At 57.8% G+C, this 25232-nt stretch carries 18 protein-coding genes and 3 pseudogenes; 4 read left to right on the top strand and 17 right to left on the bottom strand.

The genetic code is table 11. The features are described 5' to 3' along the window. Positions 1-1430 precede the first annotated feature (1430 nt). The 12 genes and pseudogenes from nifA to L6637_RS40165 form a co-directional block, all read right to left on the bottom strand. Entirely contained in the window at positions 1431-3146 is a 1716-nt protein-coding gene (gene nifA, locus L6637_RS40225; RefSeq protein ID WP_128929911.1) for a nif-specific transcriptional activator NifA, read from the bottom strand. Positions 3147-4510: 1364 nt separating this feature from the next. Beyond that, a pseudogene (locus L6637_RS40215) lies at positions 4511-5460 on the bottom strand (GDP-L-fucose synthase family protein). Beyond that, a complete protein-coding gene (gmd, locus tag L6637_RS40210; protein WP_128929910.1) occupies positions 5441-6511 on the bottom strand; it encodes a GDP-mannose 4,6-dehydratase in 1071 nt (356 codons plus the stop codon). The pseudogene L6637_RS40215 and the gene gmd overlap by 20 nt, the downstream one beginning before the upstream one ends. Before the next feature lie 646 nt (positions 6512-7157). Then, positions 7158-8186 (bottom strand): nodulation protein NodZ, encoded by a 1029-nt coding sequence (locus tag L6637_RS40205; RefSeq protein WP_128929909.1) that lies wholly within the window; start codon positions 8184-8186, stop codon positions 7158-7160. A gap of 181 nt (positions 8187-8367) precedes the next feature. Beyond that, the gene (locus tag L6637_RS40200) at positions 8368-10401 is read right to left on the bottom strand and encodes a carbamoyltransferase family protein (RefSeq protein WP_128929908.1); all 2034 of its coding nucleotides are present in this window, start codon (positions 10399-10401) and stop codon (positions 8368-8370) included. A gap of 139 nt (positions 10402-10540) precedes the next feature. Next, positions 10541-11329, bottom strand: a complete 789-nt coding sequence (locus L6637_RS40195) for an ABC transporter permease (RefSeq protein WP_128929907.1) — start codon at positions 11327-11329, stop codon at positions 10541-10543. Further along, complete coding sequence (gene nodI, locus L6637_RS40190) at positions 11326-12240, bottom strand: nodulation factor ABC transporter ATP-binding protein NodI (RefSeq protein ID WP_128929906.1); 915 nt, start codon at positions 12238-12240, stop codon at positions 11326-11328. The genes L6637_RS40195 and nodI overlap by 4 nt, the downstream gene beginning before the upstream one ends. Positions 12241-12248: 8 nt before the next feature. Then, positions 12249-13961, bottom strand: a complete 1713-nt coding sequence (gene nodU / locus L6637_RS40185) for a nodulation protein NodU (RefSeq protein ID WP_128930192.1) — start codon at positions 13959-13961, stop codon at positions 12249-12251. A gap of 30 nt (positions 13962-13991) precedes the next feature. Continuing rightward, the gene (locus tag L6637_RS40180; RefSeq protein WP_128929905.1) at positions 13992-14600 is read right to left on the bottom strand and encodes an SAM-dependent methyltransferase; all 609 of its coding nucleotides are present in this window, start codon (positions 14598-14600) and stop codon (positions 13992-13994) included. Between the two features lie 80 nt (positions 14601-14680). Beyond that, positions 14681-15991 (bottom strand): chitooligosaccharide synthase NodC, encoded by a 1311-nt coding sequence (gene nodC / locus L6637_RS40175; RefSeq protein WP_128929904.1) that lies wholly within the window; start codon positions 15989-15991, stop codon positions 14681-14683. 7 nt (positions 15992-15998) lie between these two features. Further along, positions 15999-16643, bottom strand: coding sequence for a chitooligosaccharide deacetylase NodB (gene nodB / locus L6637_RS40170; RefSeq protein WP_128930191.1), 645 nt, complete (start codon positions 16641-16643; stop codon positions 15999-16001). 11 nt (positions 16644-16654) lie between these two features. After that, positions 16655-17275, bottom strand: coding sequence for a NodA family N-acyltransferase (locus tag L6637_RS40165; protein WP_276575812.1), 621 nt, complete (start codon positions 17273-17275; stop codon positions 16655-16657). Between the two features lie 698 nt (positions 17276-17973). Between L6637_RS40165 and L6637_RS40160 the strand changes: the two genes are divergently transcribed. Further along, positions 17974-18915 carry a LysR family transcriptional regulator gene (locus L6637_RS40160; RefSeq protein ID WP_128929902.1) on the top strand — a complete coding sequence of 314 codons (942 nt, stop codon included), beginning with the start codon at positions 17974-17976 and terminating at the stop codon, positions 18913-18915. Positions 18916-19120: 205 nt separating this feature from the next. Here L6637_RS40160 and L6637_RS40155 read toward each other — a convergent pair whose 3' ends face one another. Next, on the bottom strand, positions 19121-19537 hold the full coding sequence (locus L6637_RS40155; protein WP_128929901.1) for a MerR family transcriptional regulator: 417 nt from the start codon (positions 19535-19537) through the stop codon (positions 19121-19123). A gap of 560 nt (positions 19538-20097) precedes the next feature. On the opposite strand from L6637_RS40155, the pseudogene L6637_RS40150 reads away from it, so the two are divergent. Continuing rightward, positions 20098-20636, top strand: a pseudogene (locus L6637_RS40150) (IS30 family transposase); the annotation flags it as partial. A gap of 151 nt (positions 20637-20787) precedes the next feature. Here L6637_RS40150 and L6637_RS42950 read toward each other — a convergent pair. The 3 genes and pseudogenes from L6637_RS42950 to L6637_RS42940 all read right to left on the bottom strand — a co-directional run bounded on the left by L6637_RS42950 (position 20788) and on the right by L6637_RS42940 (position 21449). After that, on the bottom strand, positions 20788-20985 hold the full coding sequence (locus tag L6637_RS42950) for a DDE-type integrase/transposase/recombinase (protein WP_167506288.1): 198 nt from the start codon (positions 20983-20985) through the stop codon (positions 20788-20790). Next, a pseudogene (locus tag L6637_RS42945) lies at positions 20983-21123 on the bottom strand (IS3 family transposase); the annotation flags it as partial. The pseudogene L6637_RS42945 and the gene L6637_RS42950, both read right to left, overlap by 3 nt. Continuing rightward, entirely contained in the window at positions 21057-21449 is a 393-nt protein-coding gene (locus tag L6637_RS42940) for a transposase (protein ID WP_128929899.1), read from the bottom strand. The pseudogene L6637_RS42945 and the gene L6637_RS42940, both read right to left, overlap by 67 nt. A gap of 655 nt (positions 21450-22104) precedes the next feature. Here L6637_RS42940 and hisC point away from each other — a divergent pair. Together hisC and L6637_RS40135 are read left to right on the top strand one after the other, a co-directional pair. Beyond that, a complete protein-coding gene (hisC, locus tag L6637_RS40140; protein ID WP_232995662.1) occupies positions 22105-23157 on the top strand; it encodes a histidinol-phosphate transaminase in 1053 nt (350 codons plus the stop codon). 37 nt (positions 23158-23194) lie between these two features. Beyond that, positions 23195-24208, top strand: coding sequence for an LLM class flavin-dependent oxidoreductase (locus L6637_RS40135; protein ID WP_128955129.1), 1014 nt, complete (start codon positions 23195-23197; stop codon positions 24206-24208). An 831-nt stretch (positions 24209-25039) separates the two neighbouring features. On the opposite strand, the gene L6637_RS40130 is transcribed toward L6637_RS40135, so the two are convergent. Then, the coding region (locus tag L6637_RS40130) for a hypothetical protein (RefSeq protein ID WP_237867090.1) at positions 25040-25232 on the bottom strand (193 nt) is incomplete at its 5' end.

Raw genomic sequence — 25232 nt, 5'->3', positions numbered from 1 at the left:
ACAACGTGACGTAACGAGAGAATCAAGAAGATCCTGCGCAGATCCAACGGATCAGCTGTGCGCTCTGTCCACGACCCGCGCCGATCTAAGTGTAGGTCCGAGCGAAAGGGCATTGCGAAAAGCGGGCGCTATAGTCAGGCCAACGTGGCCGGTGCTGGCTGTTGATTGCGAGATACAGCTCCCGAGGCAATGATGGTGGCCGTTGAGAACTCTCTGAGGTGCCGGCTCGTTGAACCGGGGCGGCGAGTGTGGGGCGCGGGCACGGCTGCTTACAAATGTGCTCAGTTGGTTAAGAGAGGGGTTGAATCGGACGCAGCGAGAGATTGTACGATGTGAAGCAAATGAGCAGTTCGAGACGAGACGCGCGAGGCCGCAATGGTGTTATCTTTGGGCGATGTACCGGGCATCGTGAGCCAGATCGGGCGGCTCCACAAACAGGGGCGCTGCTCGTGGTTTGGATTGGCCGTGCGGTCGATAAACCGGGATCAATGAATTGATGGTCATCGTCCGTGCAGATGGATTCAATCAGGTTACGATGGCCCACTAAGCAACCGTTCGAGCCATACCCTCTCGGTAGCACTCGAAGTCGTCGACTTGCGACCTACAAACGTTATAGCACACCGTGTCCACCTAAGCCGACCTACCTTGAGAGGATATCATGCGTCGAAGGCAGCTCAACTCATCTTGCTGGAGCGACAGATTCAAGTACTATATGCTAACGGTTAGTATTGTTGCCGCGCTAAACTCGTTGTCATTCATGTACGCCAAAGCCGGCGGGCCTCTACCCACGGAACAGGAAAAGCAGGCGTGTATCGCCGACGTCTTTCGGCTCTGTAGCGCGGCCATACCTGATGCGAACGCAATCACTTCGTGTCTGAAGTCAAACGTGGCCGGTGTGAGTGCGGAATGCCGCTTGGTTCTGTCAACCCGCGAGCGGCCGAGTGGTGTATCAAAGTGAGCCGGCGATCATATAGATTGTCGTACGGTGTTGGCGCTGGCTGACACTAAGTAGCGCGGTCGGTTACGTCCGGCGTTCGACGCACGGTGAGCAGCGTGTCCAGGAGATGTACGTGGCGTCGGATTGCAAGCGAGTATCCAGCCTAAGGGGCCTGATGTATCGTCGAAGTAAAGGCGCCTGGCGGAGCGAATTCATTGAACCAGTGTGGTCGGGTGCTAGATGAGCAGAGTCGCTAAGTGGTTAGTCAAGGTGGGCCGCCACACGAAAGCATCAGATGAGCAACGGTGTGAGCTGTCGCTGGCGCACCGTGGTGTAGATGATCGGTTGAACTGCGCCTCTGCCTTGAAAGCGGTCTATCTTACGAGAAGCATCCGGCGGAGTCTGCGTGTGATTTGCTCGTGCCTTAGTGGCCCGGTAAGCTGAAGCGTGAACCTGTGCTTTCAAACGATCCCCCGGTTGCAGTCAAGGGTGATTATAAGTGCTTTAGCTCGACTCCGTGTTTTTTGAGTGCGTAGCCTATTTGGCGCGACGTCAGTTTGAGTAGCCGTGCTGCTTTCGCCTGTACCCAGCCCGCCCTTTCCATGGCCGCGATAAGGTGCTCGCGATCAATTATTCGCTCACCTCTCGTAACCTGCAGGTGCGAGAGCGTGGTTCCGTGAGCGGGTTCGGATGAAGCATCGCATGGCCCCGTATGCGGCAGCGGTTGTGACGGCATCGATAGCGGCTGCTTACTCTTCCAAAGTCGAGCGGAGAAGCAACCATCGGATTTGCAGGCGAAATCGCGACTGTTAATCGCTGGACCGGCCGCCATGGTGGCAGTCCGCTGAACGCAATTGTGAAGCTCCCTAATATTGCCGGGAAATTCGCAACTTTTCAATACGTCGAACGCGCTTGGTTCGAAAGTCAACGAGCGCTCGTTTTCGGAGTTGAACGTGCGAAGAAATTCAGTAGCGAGCAACGGAATATCGTCGCGGCGCTCACACAATGGTGGGACAAGCAAAGGGATGACGCTCAGACGGTAGTAGAGATCCGCGCGAAATTGTGTCTGCGAAACGGCGACCTCTAGATCCTTGTTAGTCGCTGCTATGAGTCGAACGTCAACTCTTATCGTGTGTGTACCGCCGACTCTCTCAAATTCCTGCTGTTGTAGCACTCGCAGCAGCTTCGCTTGAAAAGAAGGTGAGATTTCACCAATCTCGTCGAGAAACAGCGTGCCTTTGTCAGCCAGCTCGAAGCGCCCTTTGCGCGAATTGATGGCTCCGGTAAAGGCGCCCTTCTCGTGTCCAAACAGCTCAGATTCCAAAATAGTCTCCGATAATGCCGCACAGTTTAGTTTGACGAATGGGCGGTTGGCTCGGGGCGATAGGTCGTGGATCGCTTGTGCAGCAACCTCTTTTCCGCTACCGGACTCGCCTCGCAAGAGTATCGTTGCATTTGATTTAGCGACCACATTGATCTTGCGGAGGAGCTTGCGCAGGGCCGGGCTGCGACCAACTACGCCAGGTAGCGTTAGGTTGCGGTCCGCTTCGGCTTGATCATCCTGCGGCAACGTTGTCTGGTTGCCATCGGTCGCAAGAGGCGGCTCGCTGTCATCGTGGGCCGTGGAGAGGTATGACCTCAGAAAGTGGCCGAGCATGTTCGCGATAGCGAGGAGAAGGGTCACGTGTGAATTGGGATCTAACGATGGGGACCCGTCCCGGAACAGCTCGGCCGAGAGCACCCCGACGGTCGTGCTCTCGACAGCGATTGGAACGGCGATGAACGACAATCGACTATGTGCCGTGGCGTCAGATGAACCTGAATCGCTTGTGGTCTGGGAATTGTTCGGTTGCGTAGGGGTTATTATAAGGGGTGTGGCCGTATTGAGCACGCGCTCGACAGCTCCTTGCGGCAGGCGGAGTCGAAAACGCTGATCGCTCCCTTCAGTCCAGCCCGCGCCCACGGCAATCGCCGGAGCGTTGTGACCGGCATGCAGACAGACCACACAATGTTGCATCTGAAGCTGAGACTGTATTAACGCGACGACGGCCTCCAGCCGAAGCTCGAGCCGAAAGGGCGCGGCGAGTTGTTCCGCTATGCGCAGCAGGATCTCAGGCACTTTCGGGTGTGCCCATTGAGCGTCGCTGCGAGAGGCCTCCGCTCCCGGTGACTTGAACTGTGATGTTGAAGACAAAATGTCGCTAGTCATATTGTCCGGTTTCCGCCGATCGTTGTTACGCCGGCCGTGGCGCCTGCGCTGTCGCGGACCTAACAACGTTTCGTGCAGCGACGACAAGGCCAACCATGATTAAAGAGTCAGCCCTGGACGAGAGATTTGCTCCGGTGCAGCGTCGCCAGTTTGAATATGTGAGGTCCTTTAACGCAAGGAGTGCGCCATATTGGCGCATCTTATGCAAATGATCCTCGAGTGCTTTCAGAGATAGCAGGTCGTCTGTCGTCCATGCCGGTCCCTACTGCGGGCAGCATCTAGGCTCAGGTGAACAGGTTCGGCGAAGCTGCGAGGGCCGCCATTTCCGATTGGTGACAATCGGACTTCTTTCAAAGTCGTGGTCATGCAGCTCGCTCCGCTCGTCCTGGACTGGTGTACCGATGAAGGTGCCACCGCAAATCGCTTTCAGCGCGCTGCTGCCCATTGGGAGGGCTGCGAGAGGCGCGGCATGCGAGCTCAGCCGTAGTCGGGCAAAAGTGCGTTCGGACGAGGTCCGGGTACTGTGATTTACGCGAGAACAATGGCCGTAACAGCTGTAGAGGCAGCTGTAGGAGCCGGGACGTTTCGCTCGAGACACGTAATCAGGCACCAGACTGGTTTGCGAGGTCGTCGTGCTCCTTGACCTCCTTTGGCCGCAGCGCGTCGCTCCGACGCTTAAAGCTGTGCCGGATTCGCAGGACGCTGACGAAGCATTCGCAATGGCCGGCTGACTCGGTCGCCTCGAGCCGTCAACACCGCGCCCGTAAGCGGTGGTTTCACGGTCGGAGGCCTATTGACGAAGCATTGGTGCCGTCGACCTAGAGTGATTTACTGACAGGCTGCATGCAAAATGGCAGAGTGAGGCGGTCGGGCAAAGGCGCTTTGCGCGGCCGGTGACGCGGTCCTCCGCGTGTTCGCTCAACGGCTTGATGCGACTGATCCCGTGTCTCCACTGGAGGGCGCCCGGTATGTCAGCATGGCCGATTACGAAACGTCCGCTGACGAGGGCCGTCAGGGCGGTTGAGTCTGGAACCGGCACGTCGCAATGGCGAGAAGGTCAAACGAGGGAGTGTAAGGCGATGGTGCGCGTTGGTCCGCAACCACGGAGCGCCTCTCATTGCTACTACCGTTGCCAAGAAGCGAATCGCAGAGCGGCGTCTCAGGATAGAGCTCGTCCGCGGTTCCACCCTGAGGGGGTGCGTCATGGGACAGCAGGACGAGTCGAACGACACCGAGACCCAGGCATCACGCGATAGAATGAGCGCCTAGATGATCGTGAGCATCATCGCCACGACCGCGTGGCAGCCTCGTGTGGCATGTCGTTCCTGCTCCCTGCGGCTAACTCCTGCTTGTGGTAATCGTATCTAGGTTTGCGGCGGGAGCCGAGTGAACGCCTGATAGGATTCATAGGCGCGCATCAAGCCGTCGCGAAGCGACGTCGTCGCCCGCTAGCCGAGCTTGTCAAGGCGGCGGAGATCGAGCAGCTTGCGTGGCATGCCGCCGGGACGCGAGGTGTCGAAGCTGATCTCGCCTCGATAACCGATGACCTCGGCGACGAGGCGGGAGAACTCGGCGATGATGATGTCCTCGCCGCTCCCGATATTGACGAGCTCGGACTCAGAATAGCGCTTCATCAAACGGAGGCAGGCATTCGCCATGTCGTCGACATAAAGGAATTTGCGCGTGGCAAGCCGGTGTCCCTGACCACAACGTTTTTCGCGCCGGCAAGCGTCGCTTCGTGAAAGCGCCGGATCAGCGCGGCTACGACGTGGCTGTATTCTGGATGACAATTGTTGCCAAGGCCGTACAGAGTAGTCGGCATTACACTGACGAAGTCGCTGCCATACTGGCTGCGATAGGCCTCGGCCATCTTGATCCCGGCGATCTTTGCATGGCGTAGGGCTCATTGGTCGGCTCCAGCTGGCCTGTGAGTCCTCGCGAAGCGGCTGTGGCGCCAGCTTCGGATAGATGCAGGAGGAGCCAAGAAACATCAGCTTCTCGGCGCTATTCAGATGCGCGCCATGGGTCACGTTCGGCGCGATGGCAATATTATCGTAGATGAACTCAGCGCGCCGCGTATTGTTGGCGAGGATACCGCTGACTTTGGCCGCGGCAAGGAAAAACGACTTGCGGCGTCTTCTTTGCGAACCAGTCGAATACGGCGGCCTGGTTGCAGAGGTCGACCGTGCCGGTCGACAGTCACAAGTTCAACCTCCTCCTGCGCGAGCCGGCGCGCCAGCACGCTGCCGACCATGCCGCGATGACCGGCGACGTAGACGCGTGTGACCTTCAGCTCAAAGGAAGTGGCTGCCATTGTCGGCGTCCCGTTTTGCTTCGGCCAGATCACTCGCCATCATTTCCTGAACCAGTTGGACAAAGCTCCGCTTTGGCTTCCACCCGAGCTTGGTGCGCGCCTTGCTGGCATCGCCGACCAAAAGATCAACCTCGGTGGGGCGAAAATAGGTCGGATCGATGCGGACCACGGTCTTGCCGCTTCTAGCGTCGAGGCCGGTTTCCTCGACGCCCACGCCCCGCCATTCGATGCGGCGGCCGACCTGCGCGAAGGCCAGCTCGACCATCTCCCGCACGGAATGCATCTCTCCGGTGGCAAGCACGAAGTCGTCTGGCTTATCGGCCTGCAGGATCAAATGCATGCCCGCCACATAGTCGCGGGCATGGCCCCAATCCCGCTTGGCTTCGAGATTGCCAAGATAGAGCGCATCTTCCAGGCCGACCTCGATGCGCGCGACGGCACGCGTGATCTTGCGGGTCACGAAGGTCTCGCCACGGATCGGGCTCTCATGGTTGAACAGAATACCGTTGGAGGCGAACATGCCATAGGCTTCGCGGTAGTTTACCGTAATCCAGTAGCCATACAGCTTTGCGACGCCATAAGGCGAGCGTGGATAGAATGCGGTCGTCTCCTTCTGCGGAATCTCCTGCACCAGGCCATAAAGCTCCGAGGTCGAAGCCTGATAGAACCGCGTGTGCCTCTCCATTCCAAGAATGCGGACTGCTTCCAGGAGGCGCAGCACCCCGATTGCGTCCGCATTAGCGGTATATTCCGGGCTCTCGAAGCTGACGGCAACATGGCTTTGGGCGGCGAGATTGTAGATCTCAGTCGGCCGGATTTGCTGTATCAGGCGGATCAGATTGGTCGAATCCGTCATGTCGCCGTAATGCATCAGGAACGGGACCTTGCCGACATGCGGATCCTGGTAAAGGTGATCGACGCGCGCTGTGTTGAACGAGGACGAGCGGCGCTTGATGCCGTGCACAACATAGCCGAGCGACAGTAGATAGTCGGCGAGATAAGCCCCGTCTTGCCCGGTTACGCCGGTGATGAGAGCGACGCGCTCAGCCATATTCACAAATGCTCCCAAATGCCTCAGGGGCCTACCGACTTCCAGCAACGGCCGAAGCCTGTCCCTCTGACATATCGTCCGGCGTGGTCAACCTACTATGGCGCTAGTGCTCATATTCCGGGGAAGTGTGGCGGCGCGCCCTGGCTCCACCATCTCTCAGCCGTGGAGAAGTTGGCAAGGCGCTGTGTGGTGAAAGCAGCAAGGAATACCAAGTACGTTGGGGCCTGAATTAACGATCCTGGGAGGCCTGCATCCGGCATCAACCCGCGCGAGGTGAGCTCGGCGCCCTTCCCTCGTGTGCATAGAGAGGTCCAGCACAATGTGTGACCACCTTATCTCCAGGTATGGGCATCGGTAACTCATTTGAGAAATCTACTCCCGCCGCACCTTCATCCGCAGCACTCGCCTTCACCAAACAAGGTGCTTGGGATACGAACCGAGCCGGCTCCGTCGGAGAACGGCATAGGTCGGTGAGACATTACGACAGCAGTGTCGCACCCTCGCTTCGCGCGGAGTCCATTGGATGGCTTCGAACCGATGTCCAGATATGGCACCGAGGCGTTGTACCTGGTGACTGCTGAAGTAAGTGCTAGGCTCATTTAAGCCTTTCTTGGCGCTGGTGGGGCTTGACGTCCTGTGGCAAGCATCAAAAGGCCGGCTTCGCTGGCCGCCGCTCGTGAGGACCGGCGAGAGAGCGCGCATCTGGCGCGTGCTCGGCGGATGACCTTTCGGCTAAGATCAAGTGGCTTGGATCGTCCAAGCTAAATTCGATTACTTGGGGGACGACTAGGCTTGCGTAGCGCGAGAAAGCACTTGTCGACGGAAATCGGATAACGGTATGGCAGTAGGCCAGGAGGTACATTTCCACGAGAGCAGCGAATCCGCCCTCGACTCCAAGATCTGCAGTGTGCAGCGGGCCAGCATCGTTCGCTCGGAAGCGTTTGGGAATGCTGAAGAGCTCAGAATAGACAGCCGAAAGGTGATCAGCGACGCTGGGACTGTCAGTGCACAAAAAGAGCCTTGTCGGTCGTGTATGATGCAATGCTTTTGCCCGTTCAACTGCAGCGCATACCTGCTCCATAGCGACTCGTGGGTCGGTCCAATAAGGCCTATGACCCATAGTATCTTCACCGTTCCCGTGCCGAACGTGTATCCCGATTACATCGTGCCCCTCAAACGCTCGATGGTAAACATCGTCGATGCGACGCCTGATCTCCTGGCGTGGTGTGATGCTTTGGAATATGTTGCGCTCGGCCTCCTGATCACAGCCCCACATTAAGCAAGCGTCACAAACGATAGTATTCGCCTGGATATCCCTTGACGTTACCAACAACCTGCGCAGCTCATCACGCTCGTGGAAAATTTGGTCATCCGACCGGTAAACGCCGTCAATTGCAGGCCTGTTCCACCAATGTGGAAAAAACGGCCCAGGAAAGCAGAGTTGATTGATCTTATCGTCGCAGATAACGGGTACGCCCGAGATGTTGTCGAGCGGCTCAAAGAACACGCTGAAGGCGTTTGTAAAGGGGTCAGAGAGATAGCAAGATCCGCGCCAGTCAATGACCAAAGTGCGCCCTGTTCGCTTGGAGTATTGCCAGGCTGACGCGAGCGACCATAAGCAATCGCCGAAACCGGTGCGACGCCTGGAAATGACGAAGCGCTGTTGATGAGTCATCTTGAATCCATTGCTCCGGCAGTTGAATAAGTTGCTCACCCTGGACGGCAGGAAAGTACCGGCAGTGTTATCGTCCGCCAGGCCGTCGCGAGCCGTATGTTAGGTTGCGAGAGCTTGTCCGCTTCGCGACCAAGAGGTCGGTTATGGATTGCCGTTCGCTAGCTAGACAAAGAGATACCTATCAAGTCGCATGCGCCTGATCGCGCAGATCTCCCAGATTGTTGGCGGCGGGACGCAAGCAGATGCGGCGCTTTTCCCACAACTGCCGAAGTTCAAGGATGATTGCGTCGCGCCGCTCGCCCTTTACGTGAGCGAGAAGCTCGCCGAGGGCGGCGTCCCCTTTGATTCCATGCAGCAACTCGAATAGATCGGGCGAGATGCGCACAGCGCCGCCATCGGAGAAGGTGGTATAAGTCTCGCAGACGATCTCCCGACACTCTGCGGTGACGTGATCCGGGGTACGGCGAAGTGAAGTGTAGGCCGGTAAGGAAACGCGGAGCGCAGCCCAGTCCTCCGGCGTGGCGACGCGCTTCGTGATGAGAAGCGATCCGATCACGAGGGCGTCAAGATCTGTCGTAAGGAACGTGACCATTGCGTCGGTAACCGACTGCACGATCGGTTCGACATTGTTGTTGAAAGATGTATTGAGGAGGACAGGGACGCCCGTCCGCTTGTGGAATTGATTAATCAGCTCCCAGTACCGCGGGTTCGATCTACGTGACACCGTCTGCAGCCGTGCTGTACCATCGACGTGCGTAACCGCACCAAGCACACTTCGCTTGCAATCACGAACTTGAACGACAAAGTTCATGAACGGAAAAGCTCCCGCGGTCTTAGGAAGATCGAAAAACTCAGCGGCATGTTCCTCCAATACGGAAGGTGCAAACGGCCGGTAGCCCTCGCGTTTTTTAACGATGGCGTTTATGCGGTCCTTATTCTTTGCTGGTCTGGGGTCAGCAACAATGCTGCGGTTACCGAGGGCGCGCGGTCCAAATTCGGAGCGGCCTTGGACCCAGCCAACAACCGAACCGTTGGCTATCCATTCAGCTACCACGCTCGCCACGTTCGCGCTTCTTTGCACGTCGATATGCCCGCGCCATGCAGCAACCTCTCGCTCTACAGCATGGTCATCCCCAAGTGCCGGGCCCCAATAGACATGCTGAAGCCGCTCACGGGGTGCGGGACGTCCTTGTTCTTCGGAAACCATGAGAGCAGCGCCGAGTGCGCATCCAGCATCGTGCGCCGCGGGCTGCACGAAGATATCATCAAATAGTCCTGTATAGAGCAACTTACCGGTCATGGTGCAGTTGTGGGCGACACCACCAGCCAAGCATAGCCGCTTCATGCCGGTCACCTCACGGTAATGCCTGAGAACATGAAAAACAATACGTTCCAAGGCCTCCTGCAAGGCTGCACTAACATCTTTATGCTCTTGGGTGAACGGCATTCCCTTGCCGCGAACGTGTATGTCGTGCTCTAACGCCGGAGCGATGTCGTTCAAATGTATCTTGTAGCCACCGTTCTCCTTTAATTCGTAGAATTGCTGAAATAGTTCTCGGAAACGCGAGGAGTCCCCGTACGGAGCAAGGCCCATAACCTTGTACTCGTCGAACAAGCCATAACCGAGGCACTTGATTGCCTCTAAGTAAAACAATCCGAGGGAACCGTCCTCTGGGAAGGTATGTAGTTGAGTAAGACGACTTCCCGATCCAATGGCCACCATCCCGGAGAGGAAATCACCGCCGCCGTCGATTGCCAAGACTAGACCTTCGTCATAGCCGGACACAGCAAAAGCACTTGTTGCATGCGCATGATGGTGACTGACGAATGACAAGCGCGATGGCTCGATCTCTGTATCAAACTCCTGCGATAGCATAAGCTGTAGAAGGGTTCTGGCGTCGAGAGGGATGCCACTCTGCGTCTCCGAACCAAACAAAAGCCGAAGCATCGCGTTGCAATAGGACTCGGTTGCATAGAATGCGATGCGATCGATGTCCTTTAATTGCGCTCCCGCAGCAGCCAGGCAGTAGCGGATGGCCTGGGCGGGAAATTTGTTGGAATGCTTAATTCGGTTTAGGCGTTCTTCTTCAACCGCGGCTAACACACGCCCGTCACGCACCATGACAGCTGCGCCATCATGCAAGAATGTGTGCGAGAGTGCAGGTCGATATTCATGGACCTTATCCAATCCGCCGCTCAATCCAAGACACAGCATTCTATCCTCCAGCAAGTGTGGTAGTAATCATGATCTTTAGGGCGGCCGGGTAATGAAACGTCCGCGACGTTGAACGCGAATAGGCCGGCAAGCGCAGGCCGAGAAACAGGGTGTGCGTTCATTAAGCGGCTGGGCATCGTCAGTGTGATAAGCGTCGCCGAAATAGCTTTGCCGACAGTAAGAAGAGCAGTACTGCGTAAGCGAAAAGGACACCAACATGCGCGCCGATGCTATCGAGTGGTAGCCCGAGCATTGCAGGCCGTATTAGCGCAATCGAATGTTCCAAAGGTAACGCGGCTGCAGCCAACTGGAGAGCGGGCGGAAGGTGCGCAACGGGAAAGACTGCCCCGGATAGGAACACCATAGGGGTCGAGATGAGAGTCTGGTAGAACACAAAATAGTCGTAGCTTGGGGCAATCGCGACAACGACGAGCGCCGCGCTCGCGAACGCAAGGCCGGTGAGGGCGAGAGCGGGGAAACAATAGAACGTGGATAATAAGGTGCCATAGCCAAGCCCCGTAGCAACAAGCGCGATTCCGGTGCCCGCCAAAGTGGCCTTGCTTGCTGCCCAAACCAATTCACCGAGGAGGATATCACCCAGCGTGAGCGGAGTGCACATCATTGCGTCCCAGGTTCGTTGGCTGCGCATGCGAGCGAACGTTCCGTACAGAGTTTCGAAGCTTGCCGCGGTCATAGCGCTGGTTGCCACCATTCCGCCGACCAAGAAATCGACATATGAGTGACCGTCTACATTGCCGACAATCAGGCCGAGCCCAAAGCCGAGACCCAAGAGGTTGGTCAACGGGTCGGCCAAGTTGCCAAGCAGCGAAGCAGCGGCGGCCTTCCTCCATGCCAGATAGTTGCGGCGCCACACGCTGATCCAACTGAGTGCGTCCGATGGCAAGGCTGCTTTGGATATCGTCTTCATGCGTCTATCCTGTGTCCCGTCAACCGCAGGAAGACGTCTTCCAGGTTAGGCGGCCGCTCCAGAAGGCGCAGACCGGTGCATCCACGAAGCCGAAGCCGCACCGCCGCCTGATCCGGCGCGTAGCAAAACAGCGTCTCTCCCCTCACCTCGATGCGCGAAGCGTGAGGCTCTATTATCGCACGGAGCTCGAGTGGGTTTCCGCCGTAGACCTCGAGGACATCACAGCCAATCTGAGAGTCGATCAGAGCATTGGGCGCACCCTCGGCGATCTTACGTCCATTCTCTAGCACGCAGAGGCGATCGCAAAGTCGTTCAGCCTCTTCCATGAAGTGGGTCGTCAGCAGGATAGTCTTTCCTCGAGCGAGCAGAAGACGCAGGCGTTCCCAAATCAAGTGGCGGGCGTGGGGATCGAGGCTGGTCGTGGGTTCATCCATGATGAGCAGTTGTGGATCGTTGATCAGGGCACGGGCCAGCACGAGACGTCGCTTCATGCCGCCGGACAGATCCGCGACCCGTGACTCTGCTCTACCCTCAAGTCGCGCAAATTCGAGCAGCGAAGGCACAGCCTCCTCACTTTCGCGCGTATTCAGTCCAAAGTACCGTCCAAATATGAGGAGATTTTCGCGCACAGTGAACGCATCCTCGAGATTATCAACTTGTGGGACGACGCCGATGCCCGCGCGCGCCAAACGGGCGCGTGCCGGCACCTGCTCACCCAAAACAGTGATCCGGCCGGCATCGGGCGATATGAGGCCGAGGATCATCCGAACGATCGTGCTTTTACCCGCCCCATTTGGACCGAGTAGCCCGAAACACTCTCCCTTAGCGACGCTAAAGGTCAGACCCCGTACGACGCCTCGATCATGATAAGTCTTTTGGACGTCAGTCAGTTGAATCGCTGGATTGGACATAGGCTGTCTTAGTCAGTGACCAGAGCGGAATTGGATAATGTCAGACCAGCTTCGACGGATCGTTGCCAGAGAAAGCCGTCGCACCAAACATGGTCGACGCGACCCCAGTCACAAGCGCTAGCAACATCAGGAAAAAACCCCCGGCCAGGATGGTTGGCGCTCGTGTTGCAGAGCAGCGGAATTCCTGTAAGTTTCTCATACTCGACCAGAAGAGCAGCGATCTTTTGCGGAGACGTTCGGGAGATTGTTTGCAATCGGGCAGAACCATCCAGGTGCACGATAGCGGGAACTTTTGTCCGCCATTCGCGACGGGTTTGATGGTCGAAGAGCATGTAAGGATCTGGGCTGCCGGGATCGAAAATTTCAGCAGCCCGGTCCTCGAGGCAAATAGGAGCGACGGGACGAAATCGTTCCCGTAGCTTGATATCGTTCAGAAGGTCTTTCATCTCCTTGGAGGTTGCAGCCGCAATAATACTGCGGCCGCCGAGTGCTCTGGGTCCGAGCTCCGCGAGGCCGGTGAGGAACACTACGGGCTTGCCTGTAGCGATGAGAGCCGCAAGCTCTACGATGGTACAGGGCAAAGCCTCCCATTGGCCTGATGGGTTGCTTCCGGTCAAGGCCGGTCCGCTGTGAACTGACCACTCCAAAGGAGTCAAAGCGTTTGGCTCGGCCATGGCGGCGCAAGCCGCGCCAATTGCTGAGCCGCTATCATTTGGAAACGGGGGTACCCAAACTGAATCAAACAATCCCGTCGCGCGCAGAGCACTATTCCACTTTATATTAAGTCCACACCCTCCAGCGATGCACAGGTGCCGTAAGCCCGGAAGACCTGAGTGCCGTAGCAGAGCAAGTCCTATTTCTTGCTCCAGCAGCCGCTCCAGAAAAACGTGAAAAGATGCGAGTACATCTTCGGAAGGCGTACCGGTGAGCCGACGACCGCATGCCTCGAAAAACCAGTCAGTGGCGGCAAGTAAGGCTTCAGGATCGTTTATGCTGGCACGGTAAGCGCGAGCACGCTCGGAAGGACCGGCTAGACACGCTTCATACATCTCTTGAAAGACTGCCAGAATGCCCTCATCGAGAGCGCCTAGCCCGATATACGCCATAAGCTTACCTGCGACACCAAGATCCCAGCCTGCCCTGCTGGCTTGACGATAGGGCCCGAAGTGCTGCCCAGCGATAGCATAGGCATGGCCGATGAAAGGGAAAAGAGTGTCGAGGAAGCGGGCTCCGGTCGGATCTACATGATACAGGCGCGGAAAGATGCAGCCGTCCCACACTAAGCACAATGCAGGGGCTCGGGCTTTGGCGAAAGCACTGGTACAGTAAGCGCCGGCCACGTGGCCGGCTACGTGAGCATAGCTATGATAACGTAAAGGCACCCGATCGAGGACGAGGCCCGACCCGGCATAGGGCGTGAGGAGCGTGTTTTCGTGGGACTCGATATATGGCGCTCCCTTAATGGTGAGCGGCACCCCTTCACTTAGGACATCAAATTGCGAGTGCGTCAGCCCGTCCCAGCCGTCGATGACAAATCGGTCAACATCCGTGGGCCTTAAGCCGTGTTCGGCCAGCGCGAGAGTGACTGCGCAGAGGTCGGTGATGGCTTGATAGCGTGGATTATTGGCTCTCTTTTCTTGCTCTATGCAGAAGAGCAAGCGCCCATCTTCCACAACGGCAACCGCTCCGTCATGTGTCAGCTTGATTCCACAGATTCGCATAGTCACTCCGTGTTCGCCGCAGCGAATGCACTAGTCTGGCAAGTTCGACTTAGTGCGAAAAGACGCAATCAAACAATCTTCGTCGATGCTCGCGCCACGGCATTGTACGCGCTCAGTCTCGACCAGATGTTCATTCAAAACATCAAGCATTGTTTCGGCACCCGCAGGATGCCCCCAACGCTGACAAGAGGCGTCACGCGCTGATCCGAAAACGAGCCGTCCGCTGGGCGCCAGCATTCGCGTGAGCTTCTCGATGGCGTCACCCATCTGGCCGGTATCTTCAAGATAATAAAGCACTTCCGCCACCACGATCAGGTCGAATGGATTAGTTGCGTTGAGGTCCCGCACGTCAGAGATGTGCCAGGCGATATGAGGCCATTGAGCTTGCTCCCTTGCTCGAGTGATCGCACGCGGCAGAACGTCGATTGCTACGAGTTGCTGGCAGTGGGGCGCCAGCTTTGCCGTGAAGACGCCCGCTGCGCAACCCACCTCAAGCGCGTTACCGACCGCGCCTTCCGCGAGGCACAGACGGAGCAAGTGCGCGTGGCGCTCTTGCTCGAATGGGTTCGCGTTGAGCCGCCACGGGTCGTCCGCCTCCATCTCCCGCTCGAGCAAGCGCAGTACCTTATCGAATGTCATTCACCCTTCCTTACTTTAGTGCGCTTGTTTTCGCCGCGTTTGAGCGCGGTCCTAGATCACAGGCCGAGCGTTGGAGCGCCTTAACGGGTGGTCCCCTCCCCGGTGACCGCCAGCGCTGCCGGCTGTCGCCGAGCGGCATCATGGTGACAGGCGTCACGTTCGTGGATCGTTTCCGGAGCCCCGCAGAGTGATGCCGGAGGCGTCGTACGGGAGAGCCAGTTACTGTTATCCAATGTACACAATGCATAGGCTTTCAAGGGAAGCACTAGGAACAGATTGATTGGCGTGTGCAACGCGAAGCCAAGAAATCGCACCTCACGAGCACGAATCGCCGCTGTGGTGCACCGCATCAGCGTTAGCGATGAAATAGCAACGATCGTCAACCATGGTATGGTGTGCGTGGTCGCAAGCTGAGCGAGCCCGGTCATTATGGACAGAGCCAAAAGAAGAGGGCCAAGGTTCTGTCCGATAACATCTAATGTGAGATAGCCATTAAGATGAGGCAGCAGCCGCAGTGCTAGCAGCGTGTCGCGGAACGTACTGCGTGCCCAGCGTAGTTGTTGACGCAAATAAGGTCCGAGCCTGTCGGGAACGACGGTTGCGGCTATCGCATCTGGAACGTATTCAGTTCGAAACCCTGCCTGCAGCATAAGTATTGTGAGGTGACGATCCTCGCCGAAATCACTGGGCTTCCCGCGGAAATATTGCGTTTCATACTTGTCGAGCAGCGATGTAAGAGCCGAACGGCGATACATGGCGCAGGGTCCGCAGCAGCACATAACAGCACCGAAGCTGGCTTGTGCAGCGCGTTCTTCGTTACAAGCAAGCCAGTACTCCATGTCGATGAGCCGCGTGAGCCAAGTGCGATCCCGATTGGTCGCGACCAGATGGCCCATAGCGGCACCAACTTCCGGCTCGTGCATGCTAGCTGCTAGTTTTGTGACGACATCGACTGCGAGCGTCGTATCAGAGTCGACGTTGAGAACCAGGTCTCCAGATGACTGCCGGATGGCACAAATCTGCGCCTTCCTCTTGCCTACGTTCTTTCGCAGAATGATAAAGCGAAATCGTGTATCTTGCGCGTAAGCGTCGTGGACAGCTTTGACAGCAGCGAGGTTTTGAGAGCCATCGTCAACGACATAGACGCGCAGTCGTCCAGTAAAATCCTGGGCGGCAATCGAGCCTAAGCACGCCGACAGGGTGTCTGGCGTTTCATTGTAGCAAGGAACGATAACGTCGACACTGGGCATCGTTTCGTGATCGACGTCCGTGAGTGGCGGCGATGAGGCCCGGCTCTTTATTGCATAGATCATTTGAGCGCTCTTATAAAACGCTGAAAGGATTGTGTATGATCCAATCGCGGCAGTGCTGGCGGTCACAAGCAGGCTCATTCTGGTCTCAGTGAAAGTGAGGAATGGGACGAATTGCAAAGCCGCGACTGTGCAATGCGGGAATTAGCTGGCTGACGGCGCATACTGTCTGATCGCGCAGCCTTTGATCATGACCCCAATTGCGTTCATCGGGAGGGCAGCCATCGTGCAAAAGAACAATGGCTCCAGGTTGGATGGAGCTCAGTACCGCGCTGACGATCGCATCCGCACCAGGCCGAGACCAGTCGCGAGGGTCTACAGACCAGTGAAGTGCGCCGAGCCCAGCGCTCGCGGCGCAGGAGAGCACATGTTCGGTCCAGAGCCCATATGGCGCACGCACATGTCGGAGCCGAGCCTCCGGGCAAGCCGACTTAATGGCACAGTTCGCGTGTGCAATCTCCGACGCGACTTTCGTTGGCTCGCATTTCGAGAGATCGGGATGGTTCATGGTGTGGTTTGCGAGTTCGTGTCCGTCGGAAACTATCCTGCGCGTAATGTGCGGATGTTCTGCTGCATATCTGCCGATGACGCAGAACGTCGCCGGCACGTTATGTTGGGAGAGGATGTCTAAGATGTGCGGGGTATAAAAAGAGTGCGGCCCGTCGTCGAACGTCAAGTGGACGCTTGGTGAGTCAGCATACTGCCTGCCATCGCCAACGCTTGTTAAGTGCATAGAGAGGCCTGTCACAGTTCGGGCCCGTTTCGCTCAATTGTCGTTCCGGGCGGCCATTCGCTCAACGGCTTTCCGACAGGCAAAACGACGAGAAGAGCGTCGTCTGTTCGCGTGGGCGGCAAAGCAGGATAGACCTCCGCCAGCGTAGAACGGACGCGTATACCCGGAATGATCGAGGCCAGCCCTGGGCGATCGAGCAACCTCGTGATGTGCGTTTTGAGCGCATGACGGACTGTGCCAAATCCGAAAGGAACGCCCATCAGGTGTAGTGTAGGATACATTGCGCGTACAGAGTGTGGCACTCCCAGACCCTCTAGGTCGGGGCGTACCGCGTACAATCCGAGTTCGGCCACCAACACGTCGGCATCGCCGACCTTGATGAACCGTCGCAGCGCGCCAAGATGAGCCGCAACGCCCCTGCTGTCGTAGCCGACACATCGGAGCTCGGGCCTCGCACCCGCCCAGCTCCGATAGCCCTCAAAGGGACGTGCATTGAACGTTCCGGTCGGTCCGTAAGCCGCTCGTAAGAATGCCGAGAGCTGGATATGATCCGATAGCTCCAACTCATTCTCCCAGCACGTCCGCCACTGTATTGGGGGGCGCATCGACCCATCTCCTACGTTTGGCTTCATTGCCGTGTATGCATGAGGTGAGGCGCTACAGCAGGGTGCGCACGGAATCGAGCGCACGGGGCTGCTGCAGGCGCTCTCCTGCGGTTCGGCGAAGAACGACTTGGGAATGCGGCGCAATGCGTAGCAGGCCGCGGGAGCCCTACAGGAATCCTGCTAGAAAGAAGGTGGGTGCGGTCAGGTTGTACAATATACGATGGTATATCGGCGTCCTTTCGCGGACATATCGGCGTCCTGCGAGTTGCGAGACAAAGCACCTCTGATGTATTACTCGCCTTAAAGATGTTTGATGGGGTGATCGAGGTGGTTTGAATGTGTGAACTGGTACGGGCTACTAATGTAAGACATGGCGCGCTCGAACTGGGATAGCGCCTGTTGCTGTTTGCAAGGGGCACGCATGGTGGTGTCGATTGGATGGGGCGCGCTGTCCGATTGATCGTTGTAAAGAGCCCATTGCCGCTTGATAACTGGGTCGCGAGACCAAGGGGTCTGCAGGGCTGAGACCATATGTGAGCTTCAAGAAATGCCTGGGGCGGTGTCGCTATGATTCGCGGTTCACTATGTTCAATGCGCAGCGCCACGATCGTGGTCTCCAAAATCTAACGTGTTGCGTCGGACACGTCACTTTTATTCCATCGTGGCGCGCGCGGGTAAAATCGATTGTTTAGATGAGTTACATCTACACTGCGGATGAATGAACAATGCGGTTTCGTGGCCTAGATCTAAATCTGCTCGTCGCTCTTGATGCCCTGATAGCAGAGCGTAACTTGACGGCAGCAGCACGCAGCATCAACTTGAGCCAGCCCGCAATGAGTGCGGCGGTCGCCCGCCTGCGTGCGTATTTCAAGGACGAGTTGTTCACGATGAGCGGCCGTGAACTTGTCCTGACCCCACGCGCAGAGGCTCTCGCCTCACCTACTCGCGAAGCGTTACTGCACATTCAGCTTTCCATCACGTCTCGCGAGCCCTTTAGGCCGGACGAATCAAATCGCCGTTTTCGCCTTTGCATGTCCGATTTCGCGGCTATCGTGCTTATTCGCAAGGTGATTGAGCGCGTCGCGCGAGAGGCGCCCGGCATCAAATTCGAGCTGATGCCACTGGCCGATCCATTCGACCACCCCCTTCAGCGGGGTGCGGTCGACTTTATCATTCTTCCCGACGTGTACACGACGGATGAGCATCCGAAGGCCACGCTATTTGATGAGACGCTGGTTTGCGTGGGCTGCCGTTCCAACAAGCGATTGGCGCGACCGCTGACGTTCTCAAGCTACATGTCCATGGGGCACGTTGCTGTCCGGTTCGGCCGTTCTCGCGTCCCGTCAATCGACGAATGGTTCATGCAGGAGCATCGAGTTAAGCGGCGCGTGGAGGTCGTGGTTCAGGGCTTCAGCATGATGCCCCACATGCTCGTCGGGACGAACCGGGTAGCGACCATGCCGGCAACGTTGGTGCGGCATTTCGCAAAATCGCTACCCTTGCGCGTTGCAAAGCTTCCCCTGCCGTTGCCTGGCTTTACGGAGACGCTGCAATGGCCTGCACTGCACAACAATGAGCCTGCAAGCAAGTGGATGCGCCAGGTCTTGCTTGAGGAAGCCGCTCGCCTCGGTTCGTCACAGGAGGAACCAAGCCTGGCTCCTGAGTAGCGCGTCCCCCAATTGGGGCCGTTCAGACGCGGCGGAGCATGTCGCGCTAAGCCTTCAATTACTGGCCTCCACGTGACACGGGTTGGCCGCAGCAAATGACCCGCATGCCCTTGTTGGTCGTCGGAAACGGTGTCGCGCAGCGGCGTCCAGACAGGCGACGGCCCCACTCTGATTGCCGCCGAGCGCGCCGTTCGAGCAGAGGTACTCACATGTCGACTTTACCCGGAGGTCGGTTCAGATGGTTGGGTAGCTCGTCTAGCCGGACATCTGCGTCGACATTCTGAGCGAGGCGGCGCAGCAGATCGCGGACGGCGGTTGCGCGCATCACTTCGCGCTCTGCACGTTCCAGCTGCTCGCTCAACAAACGCGAAAGAGACGAGCGTCCTTCAAGAGCGCTCCGGATTTCCTGAAGCGAAAGGCCGAGCCGGCGAAGTGCGACTATGTGGTAAACGCGTGTCAAACTGTCGGCGTCGTACATGCGATGGCCGCCGCACGTACGCTGAGAAGCAGTGAGCAGTCCTGTCTGCTCATAGTGACGCAATGCCCGCACCGTGACGCCGGTGGCATCTGCAAGTTCACCAATGCGCCGCCACCGACGCTTATAGAATGAAGGCCTGTTCATAGCCGGACCTGTACAACCTGACGCCAGGGGAGGTTCAAGCGCTTTCGGACCGCTTGCCTGGCAGGGCGGCGGCGTGTCGTAGATCGAACGAAGCTTGCGATACGCGGGTGTTGCGGCAGGCCATGTAGCGCAATATTGCGCTAATAGCGCATCCGGCCTGAACTACGTTGAGGGCGCTACAAGCTGCATCAGCCTGACAAATGAACGCAGATCGTCCGCGGCGGACGTGCGTTCAAGAATGAGCGTCGCGAGTGCTGTGCGATTCGCAGGAGTTCGCATGCAATCGGGGAGCGCAACGACGGCCTCATCAAGAAGACGTCCGAGCATTAAGAGGTCTTCGGGAGTATAGATGCGGCCTGGCATATGCAACGTGGTCCCTTAGCTTGTATTCAAATCCGTCACGTCGGCGCGGCTCCTTACAAAGGGGTTTGGCTGCTATGAGGCAGAACGGAGACGGACCTGGGGCGCGTAGGACCGGAGACTTGAAAAAACGCAGGCTCCTCGGCCCGGGCACGGAGAAGCTCTCAGGTGCCCCCGCCTAGAGGAGCGAGTTTAAGCGACAACGCCCCGCCGAAGCGGCCGATCGCGCGGTGCCGGTCACTGGGAGGGAGACCTCATCCTTGGTCTTGGCAGCTCGGTGATCGGCACGCTGGTTGAGCGTACGACGCGCTTCACGATGCTGCTGCATCTTCCCCGGGTTGCGGGGCATGGCGAAGCTCCGCGCATGAAGAATGGGCCTGCTCTCGCAGGGCACGGAGCTGAAGCGGTGCGCGGCGCGATTACGCGCACCATCATCAGCTTGCCCGAAGAGCTGCGTCGTTCGCTGACCTGGGATCAGGGAGCTGAAATGGCTCAGCACGATCGTCTTAAGATCGACGCGGGTGTCCAAATCTACTTCTGCGATCCGCAAAGCCCATGGCAGCGTGGCACCAACGAGAACACAAATGGGCTGCTGCGTCAGTACTTCCCGAAAGGCACCGACCTGAGCGGCCACAGCGCCGACGAGATCGCCGCTGTGGCCGCGGCCCTCAATGCTCGACCGAGAAAAACCCTGGGTTAGAAAACGCCGGCAGAGGCCCTTGACGAGTTGCTATCGTGAGTGAACACAATCTGTGTTGCGACGACCGCTTGAATCCGCCTTGAACGCCGCGATCGGAATGGTGGATCAGGCCGGCACTTGGCCGCCGCGCCGCGATCGCCATCCGCAACGCCGCCAAGGCCAGCTCGGCGCGCAAATGATCCGCCATCGCCTAGCCGACAATCCTGCGGCTGTACAGATCCATGACGGCAGCCAGATAGAGCCAGCCCTGATCGGTCTCGATGTAGGTGATATCGGCCAGCCAGATCCGGTTCGGCGCAGTGGCGATGAAGTTGCGGTCGAGCAGATTGGGGGCGATCGGCAGGTCGTGGCGGCTGTCGGTGGTCCGCACCCGACGTGGCCGCGCCATGATGGCCCTGCTGCCGTGACGCCGCATCAACCGCTCGATGCGACCACGGCTCGCCCCGCGGCCCTGATCCTTCAACTCGGCATGGATACGCGGGCTGCCATAACGCCCGCGGGTGTCGCGGTGGACCCGCCTGATGTCGTCGACGAGGTCACGATTGGCAGCAGATCGTCGGCTCCCCGGGCGCGAGCGCCAGGCATAATGCGCAGCCGCTCGTTCTCTCGCTGCAAACGCGCGATCTCTGCCGCGTGGTCCGCCGACGGCAGCGTCGCCCGCGTCGTGGGGCGCCGCGCCGCCGCCGTCGGCTGCAGCCGAACCCCTCGCTGCTCCACCCACCGCCGCAGCACGGACTCTCGCAAGCCAAGCTCCTTGGCAACAGATCCGATCGAGCGCCAACTCGATGTTACGAGATCAACCGCTTGCCGCTTGTAGTCGTCCGTAAGCGACCGACGCTGACGTCCTTCCATCCGACACCTCCTGGCTCTTCGAGCCTACTACAGGTGTCCATCAATTCGGAGGAGGTTCACGGGTGCAACAAGGGAGATCGGTAATATCCGGAGCCAATGTGCGGTGTGGCACCGGGCTGTTTCTGATCGGTGCGGCATTCAGCGGCAGAGGCTCAACAGGTCATTTGAACAGGCCGGGGGGCAGGCGGTTTGCTTTTGGCGGCCCTGTGGCGAAAGGAGTGATCTGTGAACGGCGGCATTATTGGTTCGGATTGTGTGTGCTTCCAGCTGATTAATGTCGGTCTGCAGGAGCGGCCTTGGGATAAACCACTTGAATCGACCGCAGGGTCAGGTTGTACACGGAAAAGGTGGAAGCGCACAGGCGTGCCGAGTGAGCTCGATTGGTAAGCAATGGCTATGGCGATCGCGCTAGATGCTGTCGGTTAGGGCTGCATTTTGACGCCTTGCTGTGTGACAGCCTCGAGTGTCTTCAACCGAACCCATAGAGCCCAATGTGGGGCACTGTGACCGGCTTTGAACAAACCAAGAGGTGAGGTGCGGCTGGTCCGCAACAGAGATAGGGAAAGCAGCGCGACCTGCGGCAGCAGGCGGATGTCGGGCTGCATAGAGGAGGATCTGGATGTCAGGTGACGAGGAATACCTTCATCGACATGCTATGGCAGACAGGAGTCTCGCGGAAGGCAGATCCGCCGGGATCGCTGCGTACTCGCTGCCATGCGTGAACCTCAACAGGAACGAAAACCCGTTCCCGATGCCTGACGTAGTCATGCGGGCTGCGTTTGCCGCGATTGGAACCCACAATAGGTATCCGGAGGAGGACAGCGGCGGCTTACGATCAGCGGCCGCGCGAGCCTATGGGGTCTCTGTCGAGCAGGTGATCGCAGGAAATGGCTCATCGGAGATTCTCGCACTTATTTACCGGGGGTTTCTTGCCGCTGGCGATACTGTCGGAATGTTGTCGCCCGGCTTTTCGTTCAATCATAAATTGGCGGCGGTGAACGGAGCGCGCTTGCTTGAAGTTGATTGGGCCGATCACAATGCTCTGCCGGCGAGCCAAAGTGTTCGGCAGGCGGCAGGAGACGCAAAGTTCATCGTGCTCGCCAACCCAAATAACCCAACAGGGACATTCGTTCAGATCGCGGAAATTGAGCGACTGGTCGCTGAAACGGATCAGCTTATCGTGCTCGATGAGGCGTATGTCGACTTTGCTCCAGACAATGCACTGGGTCTGATCGACCGATATCAGAATCTTCTGCTGCTAAGGACGTTTTCGAAGAGTTACGCTGCAGCGGGCCTTCGCATCGGCTTTGGCCTCGGTAACCCGCGGGTGATTGCAAGACTGCGTAGCATACAGAACCCTTTCAACATGAGCGTGATTAGCCAGTCCGTTGGCGTCAGCATCCTCGAGCATCGTAATGCCTACGATCAGTGCATTGAATGCATTGTTCAGGAAAGGGAGAGAACTATGGTGGCGCTGTCGGCGCTTGGATTCTATGTCCTGCCATCACATGCAAACTTTGTATTGGCTCGCGTACCGCTTGGGTACGACGGTAGATGGTGGCAGCAAGCCTTAGAGAGGAAGAATGTGAACGTTGCGGTGTTTCCCGAGGGGGACCTTGGGGGCTTCATAAGAATCTCAATAGGTGCGGCGGAGCAGATGGACACCTGTTTATCTGTGGTCAGTGGCATTGCTGGGGGGCTGATCTGATTAATGAGAACGATTTCGTCAAATCGGGAGGACTAACGTGACAAATGTATCACGTCGAATACGGCTTGGAATCTTTGACCACTTGGACGAAGACGGTCTCGACTTATCGCAGCAGTATAACGATCGACTGGTGTTGGCCGAAGCGTGTGACCGGTTGGGATACCACGCGTACCATCTTGCCGAGCACCATTGCACACCGCACGGGCGATCGCCCTCGCCTAACGTATTTCTGTCGAGCGTTGCGCAGCGTACGAAGCAGCTCCGCATCGGGCCGATGGTCATGCTGCTAAGCCTTCAGCACCCCCTTCGGGCCTATGAAGAGGCATGCATGCTGGATCATTTGAGCGGCGGTCGTCTTGAGCTCGGTATCGGGTGGGGCTCTCTACCGATTGAATTGGGGTACTTCGGGGTTAGCGCAGAGAGCGCTCGCGAGCTGTATTCCGAAGGAATGGAGATCTTGACCAGAGCGATGCGAGGCGGGACCTTGTCCTACGAAGGTCAGCATTATCGCCTCCACGAAGTGCCGTTAGCAATTACGCCTTATCAGCGTCCCCATCCACCGACCTGGATTCCCGTGAGCCAGCCCGGCTCTGCGCGAGCGGCCGCTGAGATCGGTGCCAATATCGCGAGCATTGGCCCGGCCTCTATGGTTCGGAAATCGACTGACGCGTACCGCGCGTGCAATTGGCGCGGAGGGGCTCCGCTTGTCGGTTTGCTTCGCATGATTGTAGCAGACACTTCGGAAGCTCATGCGTATTCGCTAGCTGCAGCGGCTTACGACAGATGGCTCACGAGCTTTAGGGTCCTTTATGATCTCAGCGGGGTACCTGCCCCTCCGAACCTTCCGCCAACCTTCGAAGCAGCAATTGAAAGTGAATTGTGCGTTGTCGGAACCGCCGCTTCTGTGCGAAGTGTCCTTATTGATCACCTGGAGCAAGCGGGAGCTAACTATCTTCTCTGCCAAGTGGCCTTTGGCGATCTCCCGCTTGTTGCGGCCTTGAACACGGCGACTATTCTCCGGTCCGAACTTATGGCGGGAGGCGGCCCATGAACCTCTTAGGATAAGAGTGATAAACCTTTCGGTGGGCTGAAGCCCATGATCCTCTCTGGACAGGCGCTGCGGCGCCAGGTCGAGCGCCTGTGAAGCGGATGCCCGCTCGGCTGCACCTAGTGCAGTCGAGCGGGCACATCAAGTGTTCGAAGCATGGTTGTCCCAGGCGGCGCGGGTGAGTACTCCAGGTCTGCTCATTCGGCGGGCTTTCCGGGCGCTGAACGAGCGAGTGGTGGTGCCTCGCAAGGTGGCGAGGTCCGATGACCTCGAGGTGGGCTCTGTATTTAACAGGAGAGTGACGACCGACTGAGGGCGGATCAGTCAGCCGAGCAATGCGAAATGTCAAAGAGAGACAGAAGCTGTTGTAGTAGGAGGTTAGATGGCGAGAAGTTGGTTAGGAAGATGAAGGTTTGTGAACTTGTCGAGCTTTTGTCGAGATGCGAGCAGGATGCGGTAGTCGTCATCACGGACGGTTCGTCGTCCTCGATTGCCGTGGCTGTGGTTTGCACGGTCCAAACCGGATGGGCCCACAGCCAGCAAGCGAACCCCAATTTGTCATTCCTGCCCGACGGATTGGATCATGCCATGTTACCGAGAGGTAGCAATTTGGCGCGTGGGGTGAGATTACTTGGCCCTAGATGTGAGCCGTTGTTGCTCCTTCAGTAGACATTCCGGGGACGACAGTGCCGGCGTCTGTCCCCAGTCTGGCGTCATCCGTGCTTGACTGTTGGACGGGCGGCTCGTTCCGACAAAGGCATGGAACTTGGCGACTCCCATTTGGAACTTCTGGAACTACATCAGCAGCCGTAGACTTTGACTGACCCCCAACGATTATCCAGCCCTGAGTACACTCTGGCTGTTGGATTCCCGATTGGGGTCGTAGCGACGGGAGCTGATGTAGCGCGGCAATCTGGGTAGGAAGTGCGCGGCAATCAGGATGGCGAGGCGTGTCGCGGCCTGATGATGATTGCCGCGATGATTGTCGCGCGCAAGAGTTTTGTTGAACTCTGATTGTCGCGCAGCG

This window comes from Bradyrhizobium zhengyangense (assembly GCF_022012435.1).
Taxonomy (GTDB): Bacteria; Pseudomonadota; Alphaproteobacteria; order Rhizobiales; family Xanthobacteraceae; genus Bradyrhizobium; species Bradyrhizobium zhengyangense.
Note: the sequence above shows the minus strand (reverse complement) of the source record. Positions and strands in the feature narration are given on the sequence as shown.